This window comes from Corynebacterium tuberculostearicum, assembly GCF_013408445.1.
Taxonomy (GTDB): domain Bacteria; phylum Actinomycetota; class Actinomycetes; order Mycobacteriales; family Mycobacteriaceae; genus Corynebacterium; species Corynebacterium tuberculostearicum.
Genome location: NZ_JACBZL010000001.1, coordinates 1,381,183 through 1,404,059, shown reverse-complemented (window position 1 = coordinate 1,404,059; position 22,877 = coordinate 1,381,183). Strand labels below are relative to the sequence as shown.

The window sequence follows — 22,877 nt, the reverse complement described above, 5'->3', positions numbered from 1 at the left end:
GAGCTGAAAACCATTCAATTAGCTGGCGTTGGGTAGCTGATTGAGGCGTCATGGCTCCCATGGTAGTGTCGCATTTGAAAGCCCCAGAGCGATCCCTGCAGGCCATCTGCACATCACTGGGGTTATTGTTTTAGCGGTTCGTGGCCCGTGGCTGCCCCTCGGCAAAGCCAGCGGCGGACTGCACGCCCACGGTGGCGCGCTCGCGGAAGGCGGCCAGGGAATCGGCGCCGGCGTAGGTGCACGAGGAGCGCACGCCCGAGATAATCCGGTCCACCAGGTGCTCCACGCCGCCGTGCTCGGGGTCGAGGTAGATGCGGGAGGTAGAAATGCCCTCTTCGAACATCTCGCGGCGGGCGCGCTCAAAGGCCTCGGTATCGGAATTGCGGCCGCGCACCGCCCGGCGCGAGGCCATACCGAAGGATTCTTTATAAAAGGCGCCGTCGGCATCCTTGTGCAGGTCACCTGGGGATTCAAAAGTGCCGGCGAACCAAGAGCCAATCATGACATTGGAGGCGCCCGCGGCCAGTGCGAGGGCGACATCGCGCGGGTCGCGCACGCCGCCGTCGGCCCAAACATGGGCGCCTACCTCCCGGGCGGCCGCAGCGCATTCTAAGACGGCCGAGAATTGCGGGCGGCCCACGCCAGTCTGCATGCGGGTGGTGCACATCGCGCCCGGGCCCACACCGACCTTGATAATGTCCGCGCCGGCCGTGGCCAGTTCGCGCACACCCTCGGCCGTGACAATATTGCCGGCGGCAATGGGAAGCCCCAGATCCAGCGCCTTCACCTTGCGCAGCGCGGTGAGCATGCTTTCCTGATGTCCGTGTGCAGTATCGATGACGAGGACATCAGCACCGGCCTCCGCTAGGGCACGGGCGCGACCTTCCACGTCACCGTTGATGCCCACCGCAGCACCGATGTGCAAGCGGCCTTGCTTGTCGACGCCCGGCCTGTACATCTTCGCCCTCACCGCACCCTTCCTCGTGAGGATTCCGGCCAAGGTGCCATCCGGGTTGACCACCGGGGCTAGCTTGCGGGAGGTCTTGCGCAGCTTGGTAAAGGCCTCCTGTGGGTCAATGCCCACCGGCAGCGTGACCAAGTCGGTGGTCATCAGCTGGCCGACGGCGGTGAAGTTATCCTGCCCACGCAGGTCCTTTGGGGTGATGATGCCGATGGGCATGTTCCCCTCGACCACGATGGCGGCACCATGGGCGCGCTTGTGCAAAAGGTTGCTGGTATAGCCCACGGTGTGGTGCGGCTTCACGGTAATTGGGGTGTCATAGACCAAGTCCGCCGCCTTAACAGAGGCGATGGTTTCTGCGGCCGCTTCCAAGGAGAGGTCCTGTGGCAGGATGGTCAGCCCGCCGCGCCGGGCGATGGTCTCGGCCATGCGGCGCCCGGCCACGGCAGTCATATTGGCCACGATGAGCGGGATGGTATTTCCGGTGCCGTCCTCAGTGGTGAGGTCTACCGACTGGCGCGAGCCCACCTCGGAGTGGCTCGGGACCATAAATACGTCGGAGTAGGTCAATTCGTACGGCGGATGGGAATCGTTGAGAAAACGCACTGGGGTGTACCTCGCTTTAGGCTCGGGTGGCGCGGTCTCACCGCGCGGATGAAGACACTAAAACTATACTCCTCGACTTTCCCCGCACCCGCGGCCTCAGTATCCTGTCTGGGTGTCTCAGAAACCAGATCCCCACATTTCCGCAGAGGTAAAAATCAACCTCACCATCCTCGTTCTCGGCGCGATGGTGATGATCCTGAACGAGACCGCCCTGTCGGTGGCGCTGCCCACCATCATGGCGGACTTCGGCATCCCCGCGACCTCCGCCCAGTGGCTGCTTACCGGTTTCCTCCTCACCATGGGCGTGGTCATCCCGACCACCGGCTTTCTCATGGATAAGTTCACCACCCGGCAAATCTTCTTGGCATCGTCGGGCGTTTTTCTTGCCGGTACGGTGCTGGCGGCGCTCGCCCCGGCCTTCGGCGTGCTGCTGGTGGGCCGCGTATTCCAGGCGACCGGCACCGCCTTGATGATCCCCACCCTGATGACGGTGGCGATGACCCTCGTCCCGCCGCAGCGCCGCGGCAGCGTAATGGGCATTATCTCCGTGGTCATTTCCGTCGCCCCAGCGCTCGGCCCCACTGTAGGTGGCTTCGTGTTGAGCATGTCTAGCTGGCACGTCATCTTCTGGACTATGGCGCCGCTGCTTGGCCTCATCTGCGCCGCCGGCTATTTCCGCCTGGTCAACGTGGGGGATAAGCGCGATACCCCGCTGGATTTCCCGTCCGTCGTGCTGTCCGTCTTCGCCTTCGGCGGATTGGTCTACGCCGTATCGTCCCTGGAAAACATGTTGGAGGGAGATGGCCTCGTAGACATCGTCGTTCTCATCGTCGGCCTCGTGGCCTTGGCGCTTTTCACCCGCCGCCAGCTGCGCTTGGCCAAGGACAATCGCGCCCTTTTGGACATGCGCCCGTTTACGGTTCCCAACTTCACCGTGGCGGTACTGGGCATGCTGCTCATGTTTGGGCTATTGCTCGGCGTGGTCAATATCCTGCCCATCTACCTGCAGACCTCCCTGGCGGTAAGCTCGCTGGTCACCGGGCTCGTCGTCATGCCTGGAGGCTTGCTCCAAGGCGGCATCTCGCCGATGGTCGGCCGCCTCTATGACATCCACGGGCCCCGCCCGCTCATGATCCCCGGCGCCTTGCTCCTAGCCGCGGGCACGTGGCTGATGACCCTGCTCAACGAGGACAGCGCGGTATGGATGGTCATTGGCATGCACATCCTTTTTGCCCTGGGCATTGCGCTTATGATGACGCCGCTGATGACGACGTCCCTCGCCTCCCTGCCAGACGAGCTCTACTCGCACGGCTCCGCCATCCTCAATACCCTGCAGCAGCTGGCGGGCGCGGCCGGCACTGCCTTCCTGATGACCTTCCTGACCCGTGGCACCAAGTCCGGTGCGGCCCAAGGCATGAACGAGGCCGCCGCCACGGCCCATGGCGCGCACTGGGCTTTCCTTTTTGCCGGTGCGCTTTCGCTGGTGGTCGTCGTACTGGCCCCGTTCCTCAAGCGCGTACCCTCCGGGGAATAGGAACAAGGACAAACTAAGAGGCGCACAGCGGCAGGTTCAGCCGCTCCTCTTCAGCATTATCGCCCCACACCAGGAATGCGGACTGGGTGCCTTCCACGGCCATTACGTAGGTAGGAACATCCGCGGTGGTCTCAAAGCTTTGGATGGTGCATTGGTCATTGGAAAGCTCGACCGGTTCGGCGTCGGGAAGCATGGCATCGCGCTCTTCCACGCTGGGGTAGTAGGTCACGATGTAGTTGAACCCATCGCCCACGCAGGAAATCTTGGCCTCCTGGCCAGGCTCCGGCTCGCGCGAGGAGCACTTAGCCCCATCGAATCCGTCCTGGCCGCTGCGGGAGCCCACCAAGTCCGGGTACGCATCCGCGAGGTTTTGCTCTTTGTCATTCCAACTGGGGTAGGACAGGAAGAACCACAGCGCGGCCGCAGCAGCAATCGCGGCCACCGCCAGCACCGTGATGAGCGCAATGAGCCCGCCCTTGCCCTTCTTCTTCGGCGCGGGCGCCATCGGTTGCTGCGGCTGGGCCATGGGCTGGGCCATCGGTTGCGGCTGTTGCGGCGGGGCAAACTGCTGCTGAGGGCGCGGTTCTGGCTCCTGCACGCGGGGAATCTGCGCGGTATCGAAATCGCGCTGCGGGCGCAGGTCGGCCACCACGTCCTTGGCACTACCCGCATTGCCGGTGGGCTTATACTCCGGGCATTTGCGGGCAACAAGCTCCTCAAACGCCGCCACCGCATCGCCGTGCTCTTCGCCGGACGGCCCGGCCGCAGCCAGCACCGAAACCTGGCGTTGCTTATCGACGCCCACCCGGGCCTCCCTCAGCCCATGCACCGCAAAGTCTGCCCGCCCGCGGGAAACTAGGAAGTCCACCGCACCCGCCAGCGGGCCGAAGACGTCGGCGGCCTCCTCGCGGCTGAGATTACTGGGAAGCTCAGAAAGCTGGGTTCCGGAAACCCCTTCGCGCACGATGAATTCCTGCCCGTCCGCGGTGGTGCCCGTGCCTACCAGCGGCGCGATGGCTGGGTGATGCAACCCATGCAGTGCCGTGGACTTATCCACCACGCCGGTAATTTCCGGCGCGAAGATTTCCACGCTTAGTTGCTGGTGCGTGGTTCCATCTTCGACCGCAAAGAGGGTAGACGATGGAGCCTCATCCAATACGGCCAATTCGTGCAGGTTGTGCTGGGTGGCAAAGAACTCAGGAAGCTGGGGCACGGTCGCGACGTCCTTTAATAGTAGGGAGGGGCAGGGAACGATAAAACGATTCTAGATTACATGCCCATGCCCCTGTTCGCTACCGGCGTACACCCGTGTGAGCTGCGCATATGGTGGATTCTGGCGGTATTGCGGGCATCTGGGAACAAAACCGGAAATTATCGGCGGACTGCCGCGTTAGAGTGGGTATCACATTAGAAGCGAAAGTATAGGGGAATCATGTTCGAGAGGTTTACCGATCGTGCTCGCCGCGTCATCGTGTTGGCGCAGGAAGAAGCGCGCATGCTTAACCACAATTACATCGGCACCGAGCACATCCTGCTCGGCCTTATCCATGAGGGCGAAGGCGTAGCCGCCAAGGCGCTGGAATCCATGGGTATCTCCCTGGAGGATGTCCGCCGCGAGGTCGAGGAAATCATCGGCCAGGGCAGCCAGCCGCACACCGGCCACATCCCCTTTACCCCACGCGCCAAGAAGGTCCTGGAGCTTTCCCTGCGCGAAGGTCTGCAGATGGGACACAAGTACATCGGTACTGAGTTCTTGCTATTGGGTCTCATTCGCGAGGGCGATGGCGTCGCCGCCCAGGTGCTGACCAAGCTCGGCGCCGACCTGCCGCGCGTGCGCCAGCAGGTTATCCAGCTGCTGTCCGGTTATGAGGGCGGCCAGCAGGAGGGCGGTTCCTCCAACGGCCAGGGCTCCGGTCCGGTCGGCGCGGGTGCTGGTGCGGGTGCCGGCGCGGGCGGCCGTGGTGGCTCCGGCGGTTCCGGCGAGCGTTCCAATTCCCTGGTGCTCGACCAGTTCGGCCGCAACCTCACTCAGGCCGCTAAAGACGGCAAGCTCGATCCGGTCGTTGGCCGTGAGTCTGAGGTAGAGCGCATCATGCAGGTGCTGTCTCGCCGTACGAAGAATAACCCGGTTCTCATCGGTGAGCCGGGCGTTGGTAAGACCGCCGTCGTCGAGGGCTTGGCGCTCGACATCGTCAACGGCAAGGTTCCGGAGACCCTCAAGGACAAGCAGCTTTACTCGCTGGACCTGGGCTCCCTGGTTGCCGGCTCCCGTTACCGCGGTGACTTTGAGGAACGCCTGAAGAAGGTGCTCAAGGAGATCAACCAGCGCGGCGACATCATCTTGTTCATCGATGAGATCCACACCCTGGTTGGTGCTGGTGCTGCTGAAGGCGCCATCGACGCAGCCTCGCTACTGAAGCCGAAGCTGGCTCGTGGCGAGCTGCAGACTATCGGTGCTACGACCCTTGAGGAATACCGCAAGCACATCGAGAAGGATGCCGCCCTGGAGCGCCGCTTCCAGCCAGTCAAGGTGGAGGAGCCTTCCCTGGATGACACCTTCTTGATCCTGAAGGGCCTGCGCGATAAGTACGAGGCGCACCACCGCGTGTCCTACACCGATGAGGCGCTGCATGCTGCAGCTTCCCTCTCGGACCGCTACATCAATGACCGTTTCTTGCCGGATAAGGCCGTTGACCTCCTCGATGAGGCTGGTGCTCGTATGCGCATCAAGCGCATGACCGCGCCGAAGGGCTTGCGCGAGGTCGATGACCGCATCGCTGAGGTCCGCAAGGAAAAGGAAGCGGCCATCGATGCCCAGGACTTTGAGAAGGCAGCCGGCCTGCGCGATAAGGAGCGCAAGCTGGGCGAGGAGCGCGCAGAGAAGGAAAAGCAGTGGCGCTCTGGCGACCTGGAGGAAATCGCCGAGGTAGGCGAGGACCAGATCGCCGAGGTTCTGGCGCACTGGACCGGCATCCCGGTGCTGAAGCTGACGGAGAAGGAATCCAACCGTCTGCTCAACATGGAAGAGGAGCTGCACAAGCGCATCATCGGCCAGGACGAGGCGGTCAAGTCCGTCTCCCGCGCCATCCGCCGCACCCGTGCGGGCCTCAAGGATCCGCGCCGCCCGTCCGGTTCCTTCATCTTCGCCGGCCCGTCCGGTGTGGGTAAGACTGAGCTGTCGAAGTCCCTGGCTAACTTCCTCTTCGGTTCGGATGATGACCTCATCCAGATCGACATGGGTGAGTTCCACGATCGCTTCACCGCTTCCCGCCTCTTCGGTGCCCCTCCGGGATACGTCGGCTACGAAGAGGGTGGCCAGCTGACCGAGAAGGTTCGCCGCAAGCCGTTCTCCGTCGTGCTTTTCGACGAGATCGAGAAGGCTCACAAGGAGATTTACAACACCCTCCTGCAGGTGCTGGAAGATGGCCGCCTTACTGACGGCCAGGGTCGCGTCGTCGACTTCAAGAACACCGTTCTCATCTTCACCTCGAACCTGGGCACCCAGGACATCTCGAAGCCGGTGGGCTTGGGCTTTACCGGTTCCTCCGAAAACGATTCGGATGCCCAGTACGACCGGATGAAGCAGAAGGTCAACGACGAGCTGAAGAAGCACTTCCGCCCAGAGTTCTTGAACCGTATCGATGACATCGTCGTCTTCCACCAGCTCACCCAGGAGCAGATTGTGGAGATGGTCGAGCTGCTCATCGGCCGCGTGGCCAAGCAGCTGGACGAGCGCGATATGGGCATCGAGCTCACGCAGAAGGCAAAGGACCTGCTGGCTAAGCGCGGCTTCGACCCAGTATTGGGCGCTCGCCCGCTGCGCCGCACCATTCAGCGCGAGATCGAGGATCAGCTCTCTGAGAAGATCCTCTTCGGCGAAATCGGCGCCGGCGAAATCATCACCGTCGACGTCGAGGGCTGGGACGGCGAGTCCAAGGACAACACGGGCGCGAAGTTCACCTTCAGCCCGCGCCCGAAGCCTCTGCCGGAGGACACCGAGGAGCCGCAGCTTGACGACGCCGAGGTGCGCGAAAACGACGCCGACTCCACCGACGCCGGCGAGCCCGACACCATCACCCCGGACGTTCCGGGCGATGGCGGCTCCACCGCCGCCGGAACCGACCTAGAGTCCGGCTCCGGTTCCGACTCCGATGACGACGGCCACAACCCGCCGCCAGCAGGCGCCGGCCAGCCGATGTAACTCGGGGCAAGGATTAAAGCCACCCAGCACTTCGCTTTCTGCGAGGCTGGGTGGCTTTTTCTGTGCAGTTCCGCGGGCTCGGACCCCATTTAGCCCGCGCAATCAGAAGATGCCGGTTTCCCGTCAAATCTTTTCCATGCCCAAAACCTACTGCGCAGTAGGAACGGTGGAAGTGGAATTGCTAAAATATATGCTTATGGGACTTCAGTATCGTTCAAGAAAAAAGACCGGCAAGAATAGCTGGATCAACGTCTCCGGATCCGGCGCGTCGATGTCTACCAAGGTAGGGCCGGTCACCTTCAATTCCCGCGGCGGCATGTGGGTGAACCTGCCAGGCGGATTCAATTTCCGCGGCCGCTGGCGTTAACCAGATCACACCTTCGGGATCGCGACCTGCGATTATAGCCGGCCATTATTAACGCCCTAAATAGGGAGGTGGAACAGGCCGGCGTCGTTTTGCTCGGCGAGGCCGTCGGCAAGCAGCGAAGCCAACGCCCGGGAGCGCTGTGCCGCATCGGGCCAGACCACGTCAATTTCGGACTGCGGCACCGGCCGCTCCGCCGCGCGCAGCACGTCCAGAATCTTGCCGCGCACCTGTCGGTCCGTGCCGACGAATTTTTGCACGCGCTTTTTCGCCCGCGCCTGCTCCTCTGCACTGGGCTGCGGCCGGCCAGCGAGCTGCCACGCACAGCTCGCGCGCAGCGGGCACTGCTCGCAGGAAGGATTCTTCGCCGTGCATACTAGCGCGCCCAACTCCATGAGCGCGGCCGAAAAACGCGGCCCATTTTCGGCCGGCAACAGCTCCGCCACGGCCGCTAATTCCCGCTTCGACGGTTGCGGCGCCAAGAACCTACCGTCCTCCGCGCGCGCATACACCCGCCGCACATTGGTATCGACCACCGGCACGTTTATCCCAAAGTGGAAGCACGCCACGGCCCGCGCGGTGTAGTCACCGATGCCCGGCAGGCGCAGCAGCTTATCGACGTCCGCCGGCACTTCACCCTCGCCAATGGCCGCCGCGCACTCCCACAGGCGCAGCGCACGCCGCGGATAGCCCAGCTTGCCCCAGGCGCGCAGAACCTCCGCCCGGGTGGCCTGGGCAAAGTCCGCCGGGGTGGGCCAGCGCCGCATCCATTCCTCCCACACCGGAGCCACGCGCGCGACCGGTGTTTGCTGGCTCATGACCTCGCTGAGCAGCACACCCCACGCGCTCGTGCCAGGCCGGCGCCACGGCAGGTCGCGTTCATTGGCATCGAACCAGGAAAGAAGAGCTTGCGAATCCATCGTGGGAGATAGTCTAGGGCATTAGAATGTGGCCTATGCCTTTACGTAATGTTGCCCACGAACCGCAGGCCGTATGGAAGGCCCTCAAAGCGGGAAATCAGCGTGTATTAGACGGCGAGACCGTCGACGTGCGCGAGATTTATAACCGCGAGGGCCTAACTCACGGCCAGGACCCCCGCGTGGTGGTCATTTCCTGTTCCGATTCCCGCGCCCCTATCGAGCACGTCTTCAATATCGGCTTCGGCGATGCCTTTGTCATCCGCACCGCGGGCCACATTCTTGACGACGCCGTCCTAGCCTCCCTCGACTACGCCCTCGCCGCCCTCAAACCCAACCTGCTGGTGGTCCTTGGCCATCAATCTTGTGGCGCGGTGGGCGCGGCTACCGGTTTCGTGGCTGGCGGCGAGCTGCCCACCGGCCTGCAGCGACCCATTATTGAGAAGGTCGCCGCCTCCGCCTTGGTGGCGGGCCCGAATGCCACGACTGACGACGTCGAGCGGGAACACACCCGCCAGACCGTCGCCCAGCTGGTGGCCAGCGTTCCCAACGTGCGCCGCCTGCTGGATGAGGGTGCCTTGGGCGTTATCGGCGCGCGCTACCTGCTGGAAGACTCCAGCGTGGAAACCCTGCAGACCCTCGGCGTGAAGTAGTACAGCCTGACACGCGGCGCGGGCTTAGCGCACCGGCCCGCGCCCACCGCTTAAAATTGACAGCGTGACGCAGAAAAAGCCCCTACCTGAAGAGATCTACAAGCGCCGCCGCGTGGCGGCGCTCATCATCGTGCTCGTGCTGGCCGTGGTGCTGATCTGGGCGGCCGTGGCCGCCTTCGGGGGCAGCAGCGATGAGTCGGCCGATACCGCCGCCCCTGCGCCCACGCCGGAGCAGACCTCGTCTTCTGCCGCCCCGGAGACCTCCGAGGCTGCCTCGGAGACGGCTGCGGAGGCCTCGGCTGAGGGGGCGTCGGAAAGCAAGCCGGCCGAAAGTGAGCCGTCGAGCGTTGCGCCTGCAAGCTCCGAGGCGGCCAAGAAGACCTGCGACCTCGCGGACCTCCAGGTGCGCACCTCCATGCTGAACTACTCCGTGCCGGAGGGCGAGCTGCCGAAGTTCTTCATGACGGTCACCAACCCCACGGCCGCGGACTGCAAGATCGACCTGGACAAGAACCTGCTGCGCTTCGAGGTCTACAAGATGGCCGATAACCAGCGTGTATGGTCCGATACGGATTGCTACGCCTCCGTGCAGACCGGCTCGCAGACCTTCCCGGCCGGCAAGGACGTGAAATTCGAGGCCGAGTGGTCCCGCCAGGCTTCCAAGCCGGGCGAGTGCACCGACCGCCCCGCGGCCGAACCTGGGGCCTACTTCGCCCACACCGTCATCGGCGATAACTCCTCCCCGCCGCAGGACTTCACGCTGCGCTAGGCGCTATCCCGATACCGCGGCGATGGCCTGCCCCAGCGTCCCGACCTGGTGCACGCGCATGCCCTCTACCGGCTCGATATCCCCGCGTGGGATAATCGCGTTCTTATAGCCCAGCCGCGCGGCCTCCATCAAGCGCCGCTCCACATTGGGCACCGGCCGCAACTCGCCGGCCAGGCCCACCTCGCCGATGACCACCGTCTTGGCCGGCAGCGGTTGCTCGTGCAGCGAGGACCACGTTGCCAGCGCCACCGCCAGATCCGTGGCGGTCTCCGTAATCCGCATGCCGCCCACCGTGGCGACATAAGCATCCTTATCGTTGGTGCGTTGGCCGGCGCGCGCCTGCAGCACCGCAAGCACCATCGGCACGCGGTTGGAGTCTAGCCCGGTCACCACGCGCCGCGGGTTCTTTGCAACCGGGTCCACCGTCAACGCCTGCACCTCCGCGAGTATCGGCCGCACGCCGTCCATCGCGACCGTCACGGCCGAGCCATCCGGCGTCGTGCCGCGGTGCGATAGAAACAGCCCGGAAGGGTCCGCGACTTCCCGAATGCCGCCGGCCGTCTGCTCGAAGCACCCCACCTCGTCGGTGGCGCCAAAGCGATTCTTGATGCCGCGCAGCATACGCAGGCTGGATTGGCGGTCGCCCTCGAAGTTCAAGACGACGTCGACAAGATGCTCCAACACGCGCGGGCCGGCCACGTTGCCGTCCTTGGTCACGTGGCCCACCAGCAGCACCGGAATGCCGGTGGACTTCGCCAGCGAAGTCAGCGCGGCCGTTACCGCGCGCGATTGCGCCACGCCGCCCGATACGCCCTCCACGCCCACGGCGTGCATGGTCTGCACCGAATCGACGATGATGAGGCTCGGCTTGAGCTTATCCACCTGCCCAAAGACCGCATCCAAGTTGGACTCGGCCGCCAAGTACAGCGATTCCTGGAGCGCCCCGGTGCGTTCGGCGCGGGAGCGGACTTGGCCGGCGGATTCCTCGGCCGTCGCATAGAGCACGGTGCGGCCGAGCTGGGCCCACCGCGAGGCTACTTCCAGCAGCAGCGTGGATTTGCCCACGCCCGGTTCGCCGGCCATGAGCACCACTGAGCCGGGCACAATGCCGGTGCCTAGCACGCGGTCGAGCTCGCCGATGCCGGTGCGCACCGTCTTAGTCGCCTGCGCCCCAATCTTGGTAATCGGCTGCGCCGGGCTCGACGGCGCTACGCCCTTGCTTGCCGACGCCCCCGCTGTCCCCGGCCCCGCCACCACCGGCGCCCGTTCCTCCAATGTGCCCCAGGACCCGCAGTCGGGGCAGCGCCCCAGCCATTTCGGCGAGACATAGCCGCATTCGGAACAGGTATGGATGGGGCGAGATTTCTTGGCCATGGCCTCTAGCCTAAAACACGCAAACGCCTCCGGCCCGAAACGGGCTGGAGGCGGGGCTTTGGGGCGGCGCGGCCTAGTTCTTTGGAGCCTCGGAGGAGTAGCCCTCGGAGGACTCGACATCGCGGTCGAATTCGCCGGACTGCATCTGGGTGGCGGCAATGGTGGCGTCCACGTCGATGGAACCATTGGAGAACTCGAAGGTAACCGGGCGGTCGCCGGCGTAGCCAAAGTCATCATTCTTCAGCGTGGTGGCGATGTACTGGACGGTCTCGGAATCCTGCTGGGTGGTGGCGTCCAGGTTCTTCTGGGAATCCGCGATGATGGACTGGTCGCGGTGCAGCGGCTGAGCCTTGTCCATCTCTACGCGCTGGCCGTCGACCTCTACGGACTCCAGGGAGATGACATCGGTGTCGTAGCCCTGGTTCACGGCGGTGAACTTCAGCGCAGCGGTGCCATCCGGCTCTACCAAGATGGTGACATCGCGAACCGCAACCTTGTTGTCTTCCGTGCTTGCAGAAGCGCCATCGACCGCAGCCACCTTGTCAGCGGTCTGGGTGACGTGACCCGCCGAGCAAGAAGCCAGCGCCAGAGCGGAGACGGCGGTAACGGAAATAATGGCACCGCGGCGGGCGGCGGACTTCAGGGACTGCACGTTGAGCATCCTCCATCAATTGCGATCACAGGGCTTGTCAACGCTTTAGCCTAGTCCCTTTGGCAATAAAGTACACAGTTAGTCCCAAACCGGGCGGGTAGACCGTGGGGGTATACGGGGGTATCCGCAGGCGGGGCGGCCGTGCGTGATAAAATGGCGGCCTTAGTCAACCGGGATAAATCGGGAACACAAGGAGTGGCAATGGAGTATAAGGTCGGCGAGGTCGTCGTCTACCCGCACCACGGTGCGGCCGTCATCGAGGATATCGAGACCCGCGAGATGGGTGGCGAGACGCTGGAATACCTGGTGCTGCACATCAACCAGTCCGACCTAGTCGTCCGCGTGCCCATCAAGAACGCCGATAACGTCGGCGTGCGCGACGTCGTGGGTAAGGAGGGCCTGGAAAAGGTCTTTTCCGTGCTGCGTGACGAGGACGTTGAAGAGGCTGGCAACTGGTCCCGCCGTTATAAGGCTAACCAGGAGCGCCTCGCTTCCGGCGATATCAATAAGGTTGCCGAGGTCGTTCGCGACCTGTGGCGCCGCGACCAGGACCGTGGCCTTTCGGCCGGCGAGAAGCGCATGCTGGGCAAGGCCCGCACCATCCTGGTAGGCGAGCTCGCGCTGGCCAAGCCGGTTGATGAGAAGAAGGCTGACACCATGATGGAAGAGATCGATGCCACCATCGAGCGCCACCGCGCGGCCGGTTTGGTAGACGATAAGTCCATCACCACCGATATCGACAACGACATCGATCTCGATGACCTCTCCTTCGACGACGAAGACTAAACCGCGCGTCATCGCGCTCATCGCGGCCGCCGGCCAGGGCACCCGCCTCGGTGCCGAGGTGCCCAAGGCTTATGTCGAGCTGCGTGGGCGCACCCTCCTGGAGCGCTCCGTGCGCGCGCTGCTGGCCTCCGGCGTGGTGGACGAGGTCATTGTGCTGGTCAGCCCAGATATGGAGCCCGAGGCCGCCCGCATTATCGGCCGCATCGACGCCGCGCCCATCCGCCTTGTGCACGGCGGCAGCGAGCGCGCCGATTCCGTGTGGGCCGGCCTCCAGGCAATCCCCGACGACGACGCCGTGGTGCTCATCCACGATGCGGCCCGGGCGCTGACTCCGCCGGCGATGGTGCGGGGCGTCGCCAAGCGCGTGCTCGAAGGCGCCCCCGCGGCCGTGCCCGTGGTTCCCGTGGCCGATACCATCAAGGAAGTCGCGGCCGACGCCGTGGTGAGCACTCCCGACCGCTCCCGCCTGCGCGCCGTGCAAACCCCGCAGGCCTTCCGCCTGCCTGCGCTGCGCCAAGCCAACCTCGATTATTGGGCCGAGCAGCCCGAATTCACCGCCACGGATGATGCCAGCCTCATGGAATGGCACGGTGAGCGCGTGGCAACCGTGCCAGGCGATACCCTGGCGTTCAAAATCACCACGCCCATCGATCTCACCCTGGCCCACGCCCTGACTGAGGAGACCCATGACTAACCCGATTATCCCGCGTGTTGGCATCGCCACCGACGCCCACCAGATCGAGGCCGGCAAGGACTGCTGGATCGCCGGCCTGCTCTTCGAGGGCGATGCTGGCTGCGAGGGCCACTCCGATGGCGACGTGGTAGCGCACGCGCTTGTCGACGCCCTCTTATCCGCCTCCCACCTCGGCGACCTCGGCTCCTTCGTGGGTGTCGGCAGGCCCGAATACGACGGCGTATCCGGAGCGAAACTGCTGCGCGAATGCCGCGAACTCCTCGAATCCGAAGGCTTTATCATCGGCAACGCCGCAGCGCAGCTCATCGGCCAGACCCCCAAGATGGGCCCGCGCCGCGAAGAGGCCGAAGCGGTACTGAGCGAAATCCTTGGTGCCCCCGTGTCCGTCTCTGCCACCACGACGGACCATATGGGCTTTACCGGCCGTAAGGAGGGCCGCGCGGCGGTTGCCACGGCCGTCGTCTGGCGCGCCTAGCCCACCACACTAACCCCGCGCACGCGTCAATTAGACTGGGTGGCGTGAGTACTTTGCGCATTTATGACACAGCCACCCGCAGCCAACGCGATTTCGAGCCGATTCGCCCCGGCCACGCCTCCATCTATCTGTGCGGCGCCACCCCGCAGGCCCAGCCGCACATCGGGCACCTGCGCTCCGGCGTCGCCTTCGACATCCTGCGCCGCTGGCTGCTCGCCCAAGGCTATGACGTAGCCCTGGTGCGCAACGTCACCGATATCGATGACAAGATCCTCACCAAGGCGGCCGAGAATAATCGCCCCTGGTGGGAGTGGGTGTCCACCTATGAGCGCGAGTTCACCAAGGCCTATAACACCCTGGGCGTTATCCCGCCTTCTGTCGAGCCGCGCGCGACCGGCTTTGTCACCCAGATGGTCGACTATATGCAGCGGCTTATCGACGCCGGCTTTGCCTACCCCGCCGATGGCTCCGTCTACTTTGACGTTGCCGCGTGGACCAAGGCCGAAGGCTCCGATTATGGTTCGCTGTCCGGCAACAAGGTAGAGGAAATGGAGCAGGGCGAGGGCGAGGATTCCGCCAAGCGCGGGCCTCAGGACTTTGCGCTGTGGAAGGCCGCGAAGCCGGGTGAGCCCAGCTGGCCCACCCCGTGGGGCGACGGCCGCCCTGGCTGGCACCTAGAGTGTTCGGCCATGTCCACCTATTACCTGGGCTCCAATTTCGATATCCACTGCGGCGGCCTAGACCTGCAGTTCCCGCACCACGAAAATGAGATTGCGCAGTCGCATGCGGCCGGCGATAAATTCGCTAACTACTGGATGCACAACCACTGGGTGACGATGTCAGGCGAGAAGATGTCGAAATCCCTGGGCAACGTGCTGTCTATCCCGAATATGCTGGAGCTGGTGCGCCCGGTGGAGCTGCGCTACTACCTGGGCTCGGCACACTACCGCTCCGTGCTGGAGTACTCCGAGGCTGCGCTGACCGAGGCCGCCGCTGGCTACCGCCGCATCGAGGACTTCCTCGGCCACTTTGACGATCTGGAGCTTGGCGAGTGGACGCAGGGCTTTGCAGACGCGATGAATGATGACATCGCGGTGCCCAAGGCTTTGGCAGAAATCCACACCACCGTCCGTGCTGGCAATAAGGCGCTCGCGGCCGGCGATGAGGCCGAGGCACGCACGCTGGCTGGCCAGGTCCGCGCGATGGCGCACGTACTTGGCTTTGACCCGCTGGAGTGGGAAGATGGAGCGCAAGCTAGCGGGGCGGATGCCGCGCTGGATGCGTTGGTACAAGCTGAGCTGGAGCGGCGCACCCAGGCGCGCGCGGACAAAGACTTCGCTACTGCCGACGCCGTCCGAGACCGCCTCGCGGCCGCCGGCATCACCATCACCGATACCCCAGACGGCCCGACCTGGTCGCTGGCGCAGCGTTAAGCACTCCGAAAGGACATAAATTATGGCACGTACCCACGGCCGCGGTGGCGCGGGAATCCGCAAGACCAATAAGAAAGGCGCAACCAAGGGCTCCGGCGGCCAGCGCCGCAAGGGCTTGGCCGGTAAGGGCCCGACGCCCAAGGCAGAGGACCGCATCTACCACGCCAAGCACAAGGCCAAGCTGGAGCGCGACCGCCGCAACTCCGGCCGCCACCAGAAAGAGACCGCCGAGATGGTCGTGGGCCGCAACCCGGTCATCGAGTGCCTGCACGCAAAGGTGCCGGCCACCACGCTCTACATCGTGGCCGGTACCCGCAATGACAAGCGCTTGTCCGAGGCCGTAGCCATGTGCAATACCCGCAATATCCCCATCATCGAGGTGCAGCGCCACGAGATGGACCGCATGACCGGTAACGGCATGCACCAAGGCATCGGGCTGCAGATCCCGCCGTATAAGTACGCCGACGTCGACGAGCTCATCGCCCGTGCGGCCGAGAACGCACGCCCAGGCATGTTCGTCATCCTGGATAACATTACCGACCCGCGCAACCTCGGCGCGGTCATCCGCTCCGTGGCGGCCTTCGGCGGCGACGGCGTCATCATCCCCGAGCGCCGCTCCGCGTCCGTAACCGCGGTGGCGTGGCGTACCTCGGCCGGCACGGCGGCGCGCCTGCCGGTCGCCCGCGCGACGAATATCACCCGCACCGTGCAGCAATTCCAAAAGAGCGGCTACCAGGTCGTCGGCCTCGACGCCGGCGGCGAGCACACGCTGGACACCTATAACGGCGCGACGGATCCCGTGGTCATCGTCATCGGTTCCGAGGGCAAGGGTATCTCTCGCCTCGTGCGTGAGAACTGCGACGTCATCATGTCCATCCCGATGACGGACTGGGTCGAGTCCCTCAATGCTTCCGTCGCGGCCGGTTCCGTGCTCTCCGAATTCGCACGCCAGCGCCGCGCGGCCCAGTAACCTCCGGCGAGGTTTCTAGCCGCTTTCCGCCCAGGGTGGCAGCCACTTAATGGTTCCATCCACCCTGGCCAGGCGGCCGCGCAGCGGCGGGGCGTTGGGGTCATCGTCGTTTACGCCGTTGTGATATGGGCAGGCGATGGTGAGGTTTTCGGGGTTGGTCTCGCCGCCGTGGCGCCACGCGGTGAGGTGGTGGACTTGGCATTCATCGGCGGGGTAATTGCACTGCGGCCACGGGCAGGTGGGATTTTCCGCGGCGGCCATGGTGCGCTGCTTCGGCGAGGCGAGCCGCTCGGTGCGGTACAGGTTCACCGGGCCCTTCACGGGGTGGATCAGAGTCACATATCCGTGCACGGTAAAGGCGCGGCGCACTAGGTCCGCGCCGGTCATTCGGGCACCATTGGTCAGCTGCAGGGTGATGTCATCGCCGGCGGTGTCGACGACGCGGTCGAGTTCGTCCAGGCGCAGCACCACATTGGTGGTCACGGCCGTGCGGGAAGCGGCGGCGTCGCCTTGAAAAATCTTGCGCACCGAATCGAGCGGGGCGTCCTTATCGAGCGCGGCGTGCATATCCGCGATGTCCGCAGACTTGCCGGTAATCGTCATGGTCCACGGCCCATCGGCGCGGCGGTAGAGCTTGACACCGGGCTTGCGTTGCGGTGGGCCTTTAATCTCACGCACGCGCTGGCGCCCCTGCTTGTCGACGTCCGACGCATCCCCCTTCATCCCACATAGCTCCCGTCGCAGCGCCCAGGCCTGGCGCTTACTCTTCAGCTTGGTGGCGTGGCGCTCGATGGCCAGCAGCGCGGTGAGGCTGTGCTCGTTGGTGCGGGCCGCGGCGATGGATTCGCGCTGGAGGCGGCTAAACGCGGTGGGGCCGAAGTAGGTATCGGCGAGGGCAAGCAGGCGGGCGGCGGTGGTGTCGGGGCAGCCGGCGTCGATAAGCGCGCGCTTAGTAAGGCCGTGGCAGTCGGCGATAATGTCCATGCCGGCGGCCAGGCCTGTCAAGAATTTCTGTAGCGCGTTCACGGCTCCACACGTTAAGTGCGGGCGCACGCCGGCGCCCGGTGCGTTGGGTGCGGGTGTGGATAACTAGGCCTGGGCGTCGTCGAGGCCGAAGAACTCGCGGACCTTATCCACAGCGCGGAAGGAATCCGTATTTGGGCCTATGCGTGGGTCGGTTTTCATGCTAGAGGGAATCACGTGGCCGAGGCCCTCCATGGTCCACAGCTCGACGGGGAAATCGCCGTCGTATGCGGTGGCGGTGACATCCGCGGTGGGGTGGTAGTCGCGGGGTGGCTGGCAGCCATTGGCCAGCGCGAAGTGTTCGGCGGTGGCCGGCGCGGAAAGCACGCGGCCGCGGGTGCGCTCGGCATCCAGCCCGGCGACCCCGCCCTCATACGGCGCATACGGGTCGGCGGTGCCGTGGAAAAACAGCAATGGAGTGGGCCGGTAACCGGCCGGGTTGCTGGGCGCGTGGTTGTCGCCCTCGCCCAGGGTGGAGGCGAAGATGCAGGCGCGGGTGAGGCTAAAGGGGGCGTCGAAAAGCAAGCGGAGCACCATCTGCCCGCCATTGGAGTAGCCGCAGGCAAAGGTGCGGCCGGTGCCGAACTCGCGCCGCATCTCCTCGACGAGGAAGGCGGTAAAGGCGACGTCGTCCACGTTCTCCGCGCGGGCGGTGACGGGCAGGATGCTGCGGCAATCGTTGAAATGGCGGTCGACGCCGTCGGGGTAGACGAGGACGGTATTGGTGGCGTCGGCAAGCTCGTCGAAGGTGCCGTTAGTAAAGCGGCGCATCACGTTTCCGGACTGCAGCGAGCCGTGGAAGAAGAGCAAGAGGTTCGGGCGCGGGCCGGGGTTATCCGGCGCGATGACGAGAAAGCGGCGGGTGCGGCCATCCACATCCGCGGTGCGGCGGTGTACGTGCATAGCCGCCCAGTCTAGTCGGCGTGGTGCTCTTCGGCGGTGCTGTGGCAGTCGGCGTGGAAGCGCTTTGCGGCGACCTCGTCGCGCACCGCCTTTTTATTGCGCTGCCAGCCAATGAGGCGGCACACCAGGTAAATGACAAAAGAAATCGTGGTAACAAAGACCGAGACCGGAAGGCCGGGCGCGAGCGATAAGACAAAGCCACCGACGGCCGAGACCTCGGCGAAAATGGTGGCCCACATGACCGCGCGCAGGGGCGAGGAGGTAATCTGCACGGCCGCAGCACCCGGGGTAATGAGCAGCGCCATGACGAGCAGCGAGCCGACGATTTGTACCGACTGTGCGGCCGCCAAGCCTACGAGTACGGCGAAGGCGACGGAAATGAAGCGGGTGGGTACGCCGGCGGCCTGGGCCATGACCGGGTCGGCCGAGGCGAAGAGCATGGGCCGCCACAGAATGGCTACGGCGGCGAGGATGACTACGGTGGTTGCGGCCAAAAGCCATACCGAGGCGGAAGATACGCCGACGATCTGGCCGGTCAAAAGCGTCATCGCGGTATTCGCGTTGCCGGGGTAGAGGTGCAAAAACAGCACCGAGAGGCCCAAGCCAAAGCTCATGACCACGCCGATGGCGCTGTCTTGCTGGCCTTTGAATCCCAGTACGGCGAGGATGATGGCGGCCACGATGGCGCCGGCCACGGCGCCGAAGCCGAGGTTGAGGCCGAAGAGCAGCGCGGCCGAGGCGCCCATAAGTGCGAGCTCGGAGGTGGCGTGGACGGAAAAGGACATCTGGCGCAGAACGATGAGCGAGGTCATCACGCCGGACAGGATGCCCAGCAGCGCGGAGGCGATAAGCGAGGACTGCACAAAGTCCACGCTGAGCAGGTACTGGGTGTCTTCAATAAAGCTAGACAACGATGAGCCTCCCATCGACGTTTAAGACGTTGACCTTGGAACCGTAGAGCTCGGAAAGGACATCGGAGCGCATGACCTCATCCACGGTGCCGAAAGTATGGCCGCCGGGGGCGAGGTAGAGCACCTTATCGGTCACCCCGAGCACCGGGTTGATTCCGTGGGTGACAAACATGATGGAGGTGCCGCGCTCGCGGCGCAGCGCATCCAGCTTGTCCACGGTGTCCTGCTGGCGCGCTGGGTCGAGCGAGAGCAGCGGCTCGTCGGCGAGGATGAGCTCGGGGTCGTTGGCCAGCGCTTGGGCCTGGCGGATGAGCTGCTGCTGGCCGCCGGAAAGCTGGCCGACACGGCGGTCGCGCAGGCCGGTGGCACCGACCTCGGCGAGGAGCTCGTCGACGCGGTGGCGGGGAGGGCGGCGGCGTCGGAAAGCGCCGTGTGCCAGGGAGAGCGAGACTAAGTCGCGGGCGCGCAGGGGCAGGTCGGCCGGGAACATGCGTTGCTGCGGGATGAAGCCGACGCGGCAGTTAACGTCGACGCTGCCGGCGGTGAGCTTGCGGGTTCCCAAGATGGTACCGAGCAGGGTGGATTTGCCCACGCCATTGGGGCCCAAAACGGCGATAAACTCGCCGCGGTCAACGGCGAGGTTAAGGCTGGACCACAGCGGGGCAACCGCTGCGTCATGAAAGTGGATGAGCACTAGAGCTTCCCCAGGGAATCGGTGACCTCGTCATAGTAGGTCCAGAATTCCTTGCCATCCGGTGGGGTTTCGCCGATCTCGACGATAGAAACGTCCGCATCTTCCGCTGCGGACTTGATGCGGCCGGCGGTATCGGTTTCGGTCTGCGGGTTAAAGATGAGCAGGTCTACCTTGTCCTCTTTAATCGCCTTGGTGAAGGCAGCGAGGTCGGCCGCGGTGGGCTCGCCCTCAGAAATGGTGGCCTTGCGGTAGCCCTCTGGGGTGACGTCCTTGCCGGAGGTGTACTTCATGATGTAGTCCGCAATCGGCTCGGTCTGTGCGTAGGAGAGGTCGCCCGGCAGTTCCTTGAGCTTGTCGCGGAGGCGGTCGACGTGGGAGTCCACGCGCTCGGTGCTGGCATTGGCATCGGTATTGAGCTCGTTAATCTGGTCAGCGATATTTCCTGCGACCTCGTCGAGGGCGGCCGGGTCGTACCAAATGTGCTCGTTGCCCTCGATATTGGTGACCTTCTTCGGGTCCTTCTTGGCGGTGGCCTTAGCGGCGTCGATGGTCATGACATTGGGGTCATCGGCCAGCTTGCCGTGATCGGTGAGCGGCAGGGCGGAGACGATATTGTCCTGGTCGGAGACGGCCTGGTAAATCCAGGAATCGTAGCCGCCGCCGTTGACCACGAGCAGGTCCGCGTCCTCGGCCTTGGCGATATCGGCCGCGGAAGGCTCGAAGTGGTGCGGGTCAACGCCGTTGCCCTCGACGATGGGCTTGACCTCGATGTCCACGCCGGAGGCGGTATCGGCCACGGCCTGGGCGACGTCGGCCCAGATGGAGGTGGACGCGACGATGGAGATCTTCTTCTGGGCGCCCGGCTCGGCGGCCGAGTCCTCGGTGTCGGAGGAGCAGGCGGTGGCGGTCAGCAGGAGGCCACCGGCCGCGAGGAGGGCTGCGGATGCGCGAAGTGAGGTATGCATAGTTTCCAGTGTGCGTTTGATGGGAACCATTGTCAATTGAATATGTATTGAAAATACGGCCGCGGGGTATGCTTGCGGTCATGGTGAAACGCAGCCCCACCCGCAAAACGCTGGCCTCGCTGGCCGCCGAGCTGGGTGTTTCGCGCACGACGGTCTCCAATGCCTATAGCCGGCCGGATCAGCTTTCGGCCGCAACGCGCGAGCGCATCCTGGCGGCGGCGAAGGCGCGGGGGTATCCCGGGCCGGACCCCACGGCCCGCAGCCTGCGCACTCGCCGCGCGGGCTCGGTGGGCGTGCTGCTGACCGAGCACCTGTCCTATGCCTTCGAGGATATGGCCTCGGTGGATTTCCTGGCCGGCATGGCAGAAGCCTCGGCCGGCGCGCAGACCACACTCACCCTCATCCCGGCCGGTCCGGAGGGCGAGGCGGAGGCGGCAAGCCTGGTGGGCTCGGCCGCGGTGGATGGCTTTGTGGTCTACTCCGTGGCGGCCGGGGATGCCTACTTGGAGGCGGCGCGCGGCCGTGGTCTGCCGGTGGTGGTCTGCGATCAGCCGACGGATTCGGGCCTGCCGTTTGTGGGCATCGATGACCGCGCGGCGATTGCCCCGGCCGCCCGCGCGCTGGTGGAGGCCGGCCACCGCAAGATCGGGGTGCTGGCGATTCGCCTCAAACGCGAGCGCCACGATGGCCCCATTTCGTGGGGTGAGCTCCAGGGCGCCGATATGCACGTGCAGCGTGCCCGAGTCATGGGTGCCATGGACGTCTTTGCGCAGGCGGGCATCGCGCCCGAGACCGTGCCCGTGGTCACCCAGCACATCAACGATGCGCACACCACGCGAGCGGCCGCGCAGTTGCTTCTCGACGCCCACCCAGACCTCACCGCCGTCCTGTGCACCACCGACTCCATGGCGCTGGGCGTGATGACCTATGCGCGCGAGCGGAGCATCGACGTCCCCGGCGAGCTGTCCGTTACCGGCTTCGACGGCATTGATGCGGCGCAGCGCCTTGGCTTGACGACGATCGTCCAGCCCAATAAGGCCAAGGGCGCGGCCGCCGGCCACATGCTCGCCAAGCTTATCGCCGGCGCGGAGGGCTCGGACGCGAGCGAAGCCGCGATGCTACGGCGCGTGCTGCAGACCAGCTTCGCGGCCGGGCGGACGGTGGCTCCGCCGCGCTAGGTGCCGCTTCGCTAGGCAGCGGCGCGTTAGGCAGCGCCGCCGTTGTCGGGGCGGCCGACATGGGCCGCGCGGGCGGCGGCGAGCTCGGTGAGGAAGTGGGCGACGGCGTCGACGTCGGCAAGCTGCACTACGGCCGACGTATCGCCCTCGCCGACCTTGACGCCAACGTCTGGCGGCTGGTGCAGGGCGCGGAAACCGTCCTCATCGGTGACGTCATCGCCCAAGAAGACCATGGCGGTGGCTCCGGTGCGCTCGCGCAGGTTCTCAATCCACGTGCCCTTGGTGGCCTGGGTGGCGGAGAACTCCACCACGGACTTGCCGGCCGTGCGGGGGAAGCCGCCCGGATCGAGCGCGAGGGCGGCTTCATAGGCTTGGGCGGCAGCTTCTGGATCGGAATCCTCGAGCGCGCGCAGGTGCAATACGCGCTGGAAAGGTTTGACCTCGATATCCGCGCCGGGGAAGCGCTCCATGATCGCGCGGATCTCGGCTTCCTTGGTGGCGAGGTGCTCGCGCATCGCGGGGGTCAGATCTGTCTCCTCCCACGAGGATTCGGCGCCGTGGGAGCCGCCGAAGACAACGGGCTCGCGCAGCGGGCACACGCGCTTGAGGCCTTCGAGGTGGCGGCCGGAGAGAACGGCCGCGGTGGTATTCGGCAGGTGGGCCAGTTTATCCAGGGCGCTCAGTGATTCCTGGTTCATTTCGACCTCATAGATAGCCGTGGCGAAGGGGGAGAGCGTGCCGTCGAAGTCCGAGACCACCGCGAGGTGCTCGGCGGCGGCAAGGGCCTTGATGGCAGTTGAAAGCGTCATGGCTT

Annotated in this window: 22 protein-coding genes; 11 read left to right on the top strand and 11 right to left on the bottom strand. The window is 64.9% G+C overall.

Features of this window, described 5'->3' with window-relative positions:
* Positions 1 to 130: 130 nt before the first annotated feature.
* The gene (locus BJ985_RS06665; RefSeq protein WP_179386979.1) at positions 131 to 1,567 is read right to left on the bottom strand and encodes a GuaB1 family IMP dehydrogenase-related protein; all 1,437 of its coding nucleotides are present in this window, start codon (positions 1,565 to 1,567) and stop codon (positions 131 to 133) included.
* Between the two features lie 112 nt (positions 1,568 to 1,679).
* Between BJ985_RS06665 and BJ985_RS06660 the strand changes: the two genes are divergently transcribed.
* Positions 1,680 to 3,101 carry an MDR family MFS transporter gene (locus tag BJ985_RS06660; protein WP_179386978.1) on the top strand — a complete coding sequence of 474 codons (1,422 nt, stop codon included), beginning with the start codon at positions 1,680 to 1,682 and terminating at the stop codon, positions 3,099 to 3,101.
* 13 nt (positions 3,102 to 3,114) lie between these two features.
* On the opposite strand, the gene BJ985_RS06655 is transcribed toward BJ985_RS06660, so the two are convergent.
* Complete coding sequence (locus BJ985_RS06655) at positions 3,115 to 4,314, bottom strand: serine/threonine protein kinase (RefSeq protein ID WP_179386977.1); 1,200 nt, start codon at positions 4,312 to 4,314, stop codon at positions 3,115 to 3,117.
* A gap of 219 nt (positions 4,315 to 4,533) precedes the next feature.
* Here BJ985_RS06655 and BJ985_RS06650 point away from each other — a divergent pair, with 219 nt between their 5' ends.
* Both BJ985_RS06650 and BJ985_RS06645 read left to right on the top strand, forming a co-directional pair.
* Entirely contained in the window at positions 4,534 to 7,302 is a 2,769-nt protein-coding gene (locus BJ985_RS06650) for an ATP-dependent Clp protease ATP-binding subunit (protein WP_005329940.1), read from the top strand.
* 196 nt (positions 7,303 to 7,498) lie between these two features.
* Positions 7,499 to 7,669, top strand: a complete 171-nt coding sequence (locus BJ985_RS06645) for a DUF4236 domain-containing protein (RefSeq protein ID WP_080970400.1) — start codon at positions 7,499 to 7,501, stop codon at positions 7,667 to 7,669.
* A gap of 56 nt (positions 7,670 to 7,725) precedes the next feature.
* On the opposite strand, the gene BJ985_RS06640 is transcribed toward BJ985_RS06645, so the two are convergent.
* Positions 7,726 to 8,586 (bottom strand): iron-sulfur binding domain-containing protein, encoded by an 861-nt coding sequence (locus BJ985_RS06640; protein ID WP_049377888.1) that lies wholly within the window; start codon positions 8,584 to 8,586, stop codon positions 7,726 to 7,728.
* A 35-nt stretch (positions 8,587 to 8,621) separates the two neighbouring features.
* Between BJ985_RS06640 and BJ985_RS06635 the strand changes: the two genes are divergently transcribed.
* Entirely contained in the window at positions 8,622 to 9,236 is a 615-nt protein-coding gene (locus BJ985_RS06635; protein ID WP_179386976.1) for a carbonic anhydrase, read from the top strand.
* Positions 9,237 to 9,300: 64 nt separating this feature from the next.
* Entirely contained in the window at positions 9,301 to 10,005 is a 705-nt protein-coding gene (locus BJ985_RS06630) for a hypothetical protein (RefSeq protein WP_179386975.1), read from the top strand.
* Positions 10,006 to 10,008: 3 nt separating this feature from the next.
* Here BJ985_RS06630 and radA read toward each other — a convergent pair whose 3' ends face one another.
* The gene (radA, locus tag BJ985_RS06625) at positions 10,009 to 11,379 is read right to left on the bottom strand and encodes a DNA repair protein RadA (protein WP_179386974.1); all 1,371 of its coding nucleotides are present in this window, start codon (positions 11,377 to 11,379) and stop codon (positions 10,009 to 10,011) included.
* A gap of 73 nt (positions 11,380 to 11,452) precedes the next feature.
* On the bottom strand, positions 11,453 to 12,040 hold the full coding sequence (locus tag BJ985_RS06620; RefSeq protein WP_179386973.1) for a hypothetical protein: 588 nt from the start codon (positions 12,038 to 12,040) through the stop codon (positions 11,453 to 11,455).
* A 192-nt stretch (positions 12,041 to 12,232) separates the two neighbouring features.
* Between BJ985_RS06620 and BJ985_RS06615 the strand changes: the two genes are divergently transcribed.
* The 5 genes from BJ985_RS06615 to rlmB are packed head-to-tail and all read left to right on the top strand — an operon-like array spanning position 12,233 to position 16,389.
* Complete coding sequence (locus BJ985_RS06615; RefSeq protein ID WP_005325718.1) at positions 12,233 to 12,817, top strand: CarD family transcriptional regulator; 585 nt, start codon at positions 12,233 to 12,235, stop codon at positions 12,815 to 12,817.
* Entirely contained in the window at positions 12,789 to 13,511 is a 723-nt protein-coding gene (ispD, locus tag BJ985_RS06610; RefSeq protein ID WP_179386972.1) for a 2-C-methyl-D-erythritol 4-phosphate cytidylyltransferase, read from the top strand. The genes BJ985_RS06615 and ispD overlap by 29 nt, the downstream gene beginning before the upstream one ends.
* Positions 13,504 to 13,986: a 2-C-methyl-D-erythritol 2,4-cyclodiphosphate synthase gene (gene ispF / locus BJ985_RS06605; protein ID WP_005329967.1), complete on the top strand. Its 483-nt coding sequence runs from the start codon at positions 13,504 to 13,506 to the stop codon at positions 13,984 to 13,986. Before ispD ends, ispF begins: the two co-directional genes overlap by 8 nt.
* Before the next feature lie 44 nt (positions 13,987 to 14,030).
* The gene (cysS, locus tag BJ985_RS06600) at positions 14,031 to 15,419 is read left to right on the top strand and encodes a cysteine--tRNA ligase (RefSeq protein WP_179386971.1); all 1,389 of its coding nucleotides are present in this window, start codon (positions 14,031 to 14,033) and stop codon (positions 15,417 to 15,419) included.
* A 22-nt stretch (positions 15,420 to 15,441) separates the two neighbouring features.
* Positions 15,442 to 16,389 (top strand): 23S rRNA (guanosine(2251)-2'-O)-methyltransferase RlmB, encoded by a 948-nt coding sequence (gene rlmB, locus BJ985_RS06595; RefSeq protein WP_005325725.1) that lies wholly within the window; start codon positions 15,442 to 15,444, stop codon positions 16,387 to 16,389.
* Positions 16,390 to 16,404: 15 nt separating this feature from the next.
* Here rlmB and BJ985_RS06590 read toward each other — a convergent pair whose 3' ends face one another.
* From BJ985_RS06590 to BJ985_RS06570, 5 genes are all read right to left on the bottom strand, one after another.
* Positions 16,405 to 17,415 carry an HNH endonuclease signature motif containing protein gene (locus BJ985_RS06590; RefSeq protein ID WP_179386970.1) on the bottom strand — a complete coding sequence of 337 codons (1,011 nt, stop codon included), beginning with the start codon at positions 17,413 to 17,415 and terminating at the stop codon, positions 16,405 to 16,407.
* A 63-nt stretch (positions 17,416 to 17,478) separates the two neighbouring features.
* Positions 17,479 to 18,315 carry a CE1 family esterase gene (locus BJ985_RS06585; protein ID WP_005325727.1) on the bottom strand — a complete coding sequence of 279 codons (837 nt, stop codon included), beginning with the start codon at positions 18,313 to 18,315 and terminating at the stop codon, positions 17,479 to 17,481.
* A gap of 11 nt (positions 18,316 to 18,326) precedes the next feature.
* Complete coding sequence (locus BJ985_RS06580; RefSeq protein WP_179386969.1) at positions 18,327 to 19,241, bottom strand: metal ABC transporter permease; 915 nt, start codon at positions 19,239 to 19,241, stop codon at positions 18,327 to 18,329.
* The gene (locus BJ985_RS06575; RefSeq protein ID WP_150850867.1) at positions 19,219 to 19,920 is read right to left on the bottom strand and encodes a metal ABC transporter ATP-binding protein; all 702 of its coding nucleotides are present in this window, start codon (positions 19,918 to 19,920) and stop codon (positions 19,219 to 19,221) included. The genes BJ985_RS06580 and BJ985_RS06575 overlap by 23 nt, the downstream gene beginning before the upstream one ends.
* A complete protein-coding gene (locus tag BJ985_RS06570) occupies positions 19,920 to 20,915 on the bottom strand; it encodes a metal ABC transporter solute-binding protein, Zn/Mn family (RefSeq protein ID WP_179386968.1) in 996 nt (331 codons plus the stop codon). The genes BJ985_RS06575 and BJ985_RS06570 overlap by 1 nt, the downstream gene beginning before the upstream one ends.
* A gap of 50 nt (positions 20,916 to 20,965) precedes the next feature.
* Here BJ985_RS06570 and BJ985_RS06565 point away from each other — a divergent pair, with 50 nt between their 5' ends.
* On the top strand, positions 20,966 to 22,063 hold the full coding sequence (locus BJ985_RS06565) for a LacI family DNA-binding transcriptional regulator (RefSeq protein ID WP_179386967.1): 1,098 nt from the start codon (positions 20,966 to 20,968) through the stop codon (positions 22,061 to 22,063).
* 26 nt (positions 22,064 to 22,089) lie between these two features.
* On the opposite strand, the gene otsB is transcribed toward BJ985_RS06565, so the two are convergent.
* On the bottom strand, positions 22,090 to 22,872 hold the full coding sequence (gene otsB, locus BJ985_RS06560; RefSeq protein ID WP_179386966.1) for a trehalose-phosphatase: 783 nt from the start codon (positions 22,870 to 22,872) through the stop codon (positions 22,090 to 22,092).
* Positions 22,873 to 22,877 lie beyond the last annotated feature (5 nt).

Bases quoted from the DNA above. Each gene is read 5' to 3' on its own strand.
- BJ985_RS06650 (WP_005329940.1), top strand. From the start codon at position 4,534: ATGTTCGAGAGGTTTACCGATCGTGCTCGCCGCGTCATCGTGTTGGCG.
- BJ985_RS06645 (WP_080970400.1), top strand. From the start codon at position 7,499: ATGGGACTTCAGTATCGTTCAAGAAAAAAGACCGGCAAGAATAGCTGG.
- BJ985_RS06640 (WP_049377888.1), bottom strand. From the start codon at position 8,586: ATGGATTCGCAAGCTCTTCTTTCCTGGTTCGATGCCAATGAACGCGAC.
- BJ985_RS06635 (WP_179386976.1), top strand. From the start codon at position 8,622: ATGCCTTTACGTAATGTTGCCCACGAACCGCAGGCCGTATGGAAGGCC.
- radA (WP_179386974.1), bottom strand. From the start codon at position 11,379: ATGGCCAAGAAATCTCGCCCCATCCATACCTGTTCCGAATGCGGCTAT.
- BJ985_RS06620 (WP_179386973.1), bottom strand. From the start codon at position 12,040: ATGCTCAACGTGCAGTCCCTGAAGTCCGCCGCCCGCCGCGGTGCCATT.
- BJ985_RS06615 (WP_005325718.1), top strand. From the start codon at position 12,233: ATGGAGTATAAGGTCGGCGAGGTCGTCGTCTACCCGCACCACGGTGCG.
- ispD (WP_179386972.1), top strand. From the start codon at position 12,789: ATGACCTCTCCTTCGACGACGAAGACTAAACCGCGCGTCATCGCGCTC.
- ispF (WP_005329967.1), top strand. From the start codon at position 13,504: ATGACTAACCCGATTATCCCGCGTGTTGGCATCGCCACCGACGCCCAC.
- rlmB (WP_005325725.1), top strand. From the start codon at position 15,442: ATGGCACGTACCCACGGCCGCGGTGGCGCGGGAATCCGCAAGACCAAT.
- BJ985_RS06585 (WP_005325727.1), bottom strand. From the start codon at position 18,315: ATGCACGTACACCGCCGCACCGCGGATGTGGATGGCCGCACCCGCCGC.
- BJ985_RS06580 (WP_179386969.1), bottom strand. From the start codon at position 19,241: ATGGGAGGCTCATCGTTGTCTAGCTTTATTGAAGACACCCAGTACCTG.
- BJ985_RS06570 (WP_179386968.1), bottom strand. From the start codon at position 20,915: ATGGTTCCCATCAAACGCACACTGGAAACTATGCATACCTCACTTCGC.
- BJ985_RS06565 (WP_179386967.1), top strand. From the start codon at position 20,966: ATGGTGAAACGCAGCCCCACCCGCAAAACGCTGGCCTCGCTGGCCGCC.
- otsB (WP_179386966.1), bottom strand. From the start codon at position 22,872: ATGACGCTTTCAACTGCCATCAAGGCCCTTGCCGCCGCCGAGCACCTC.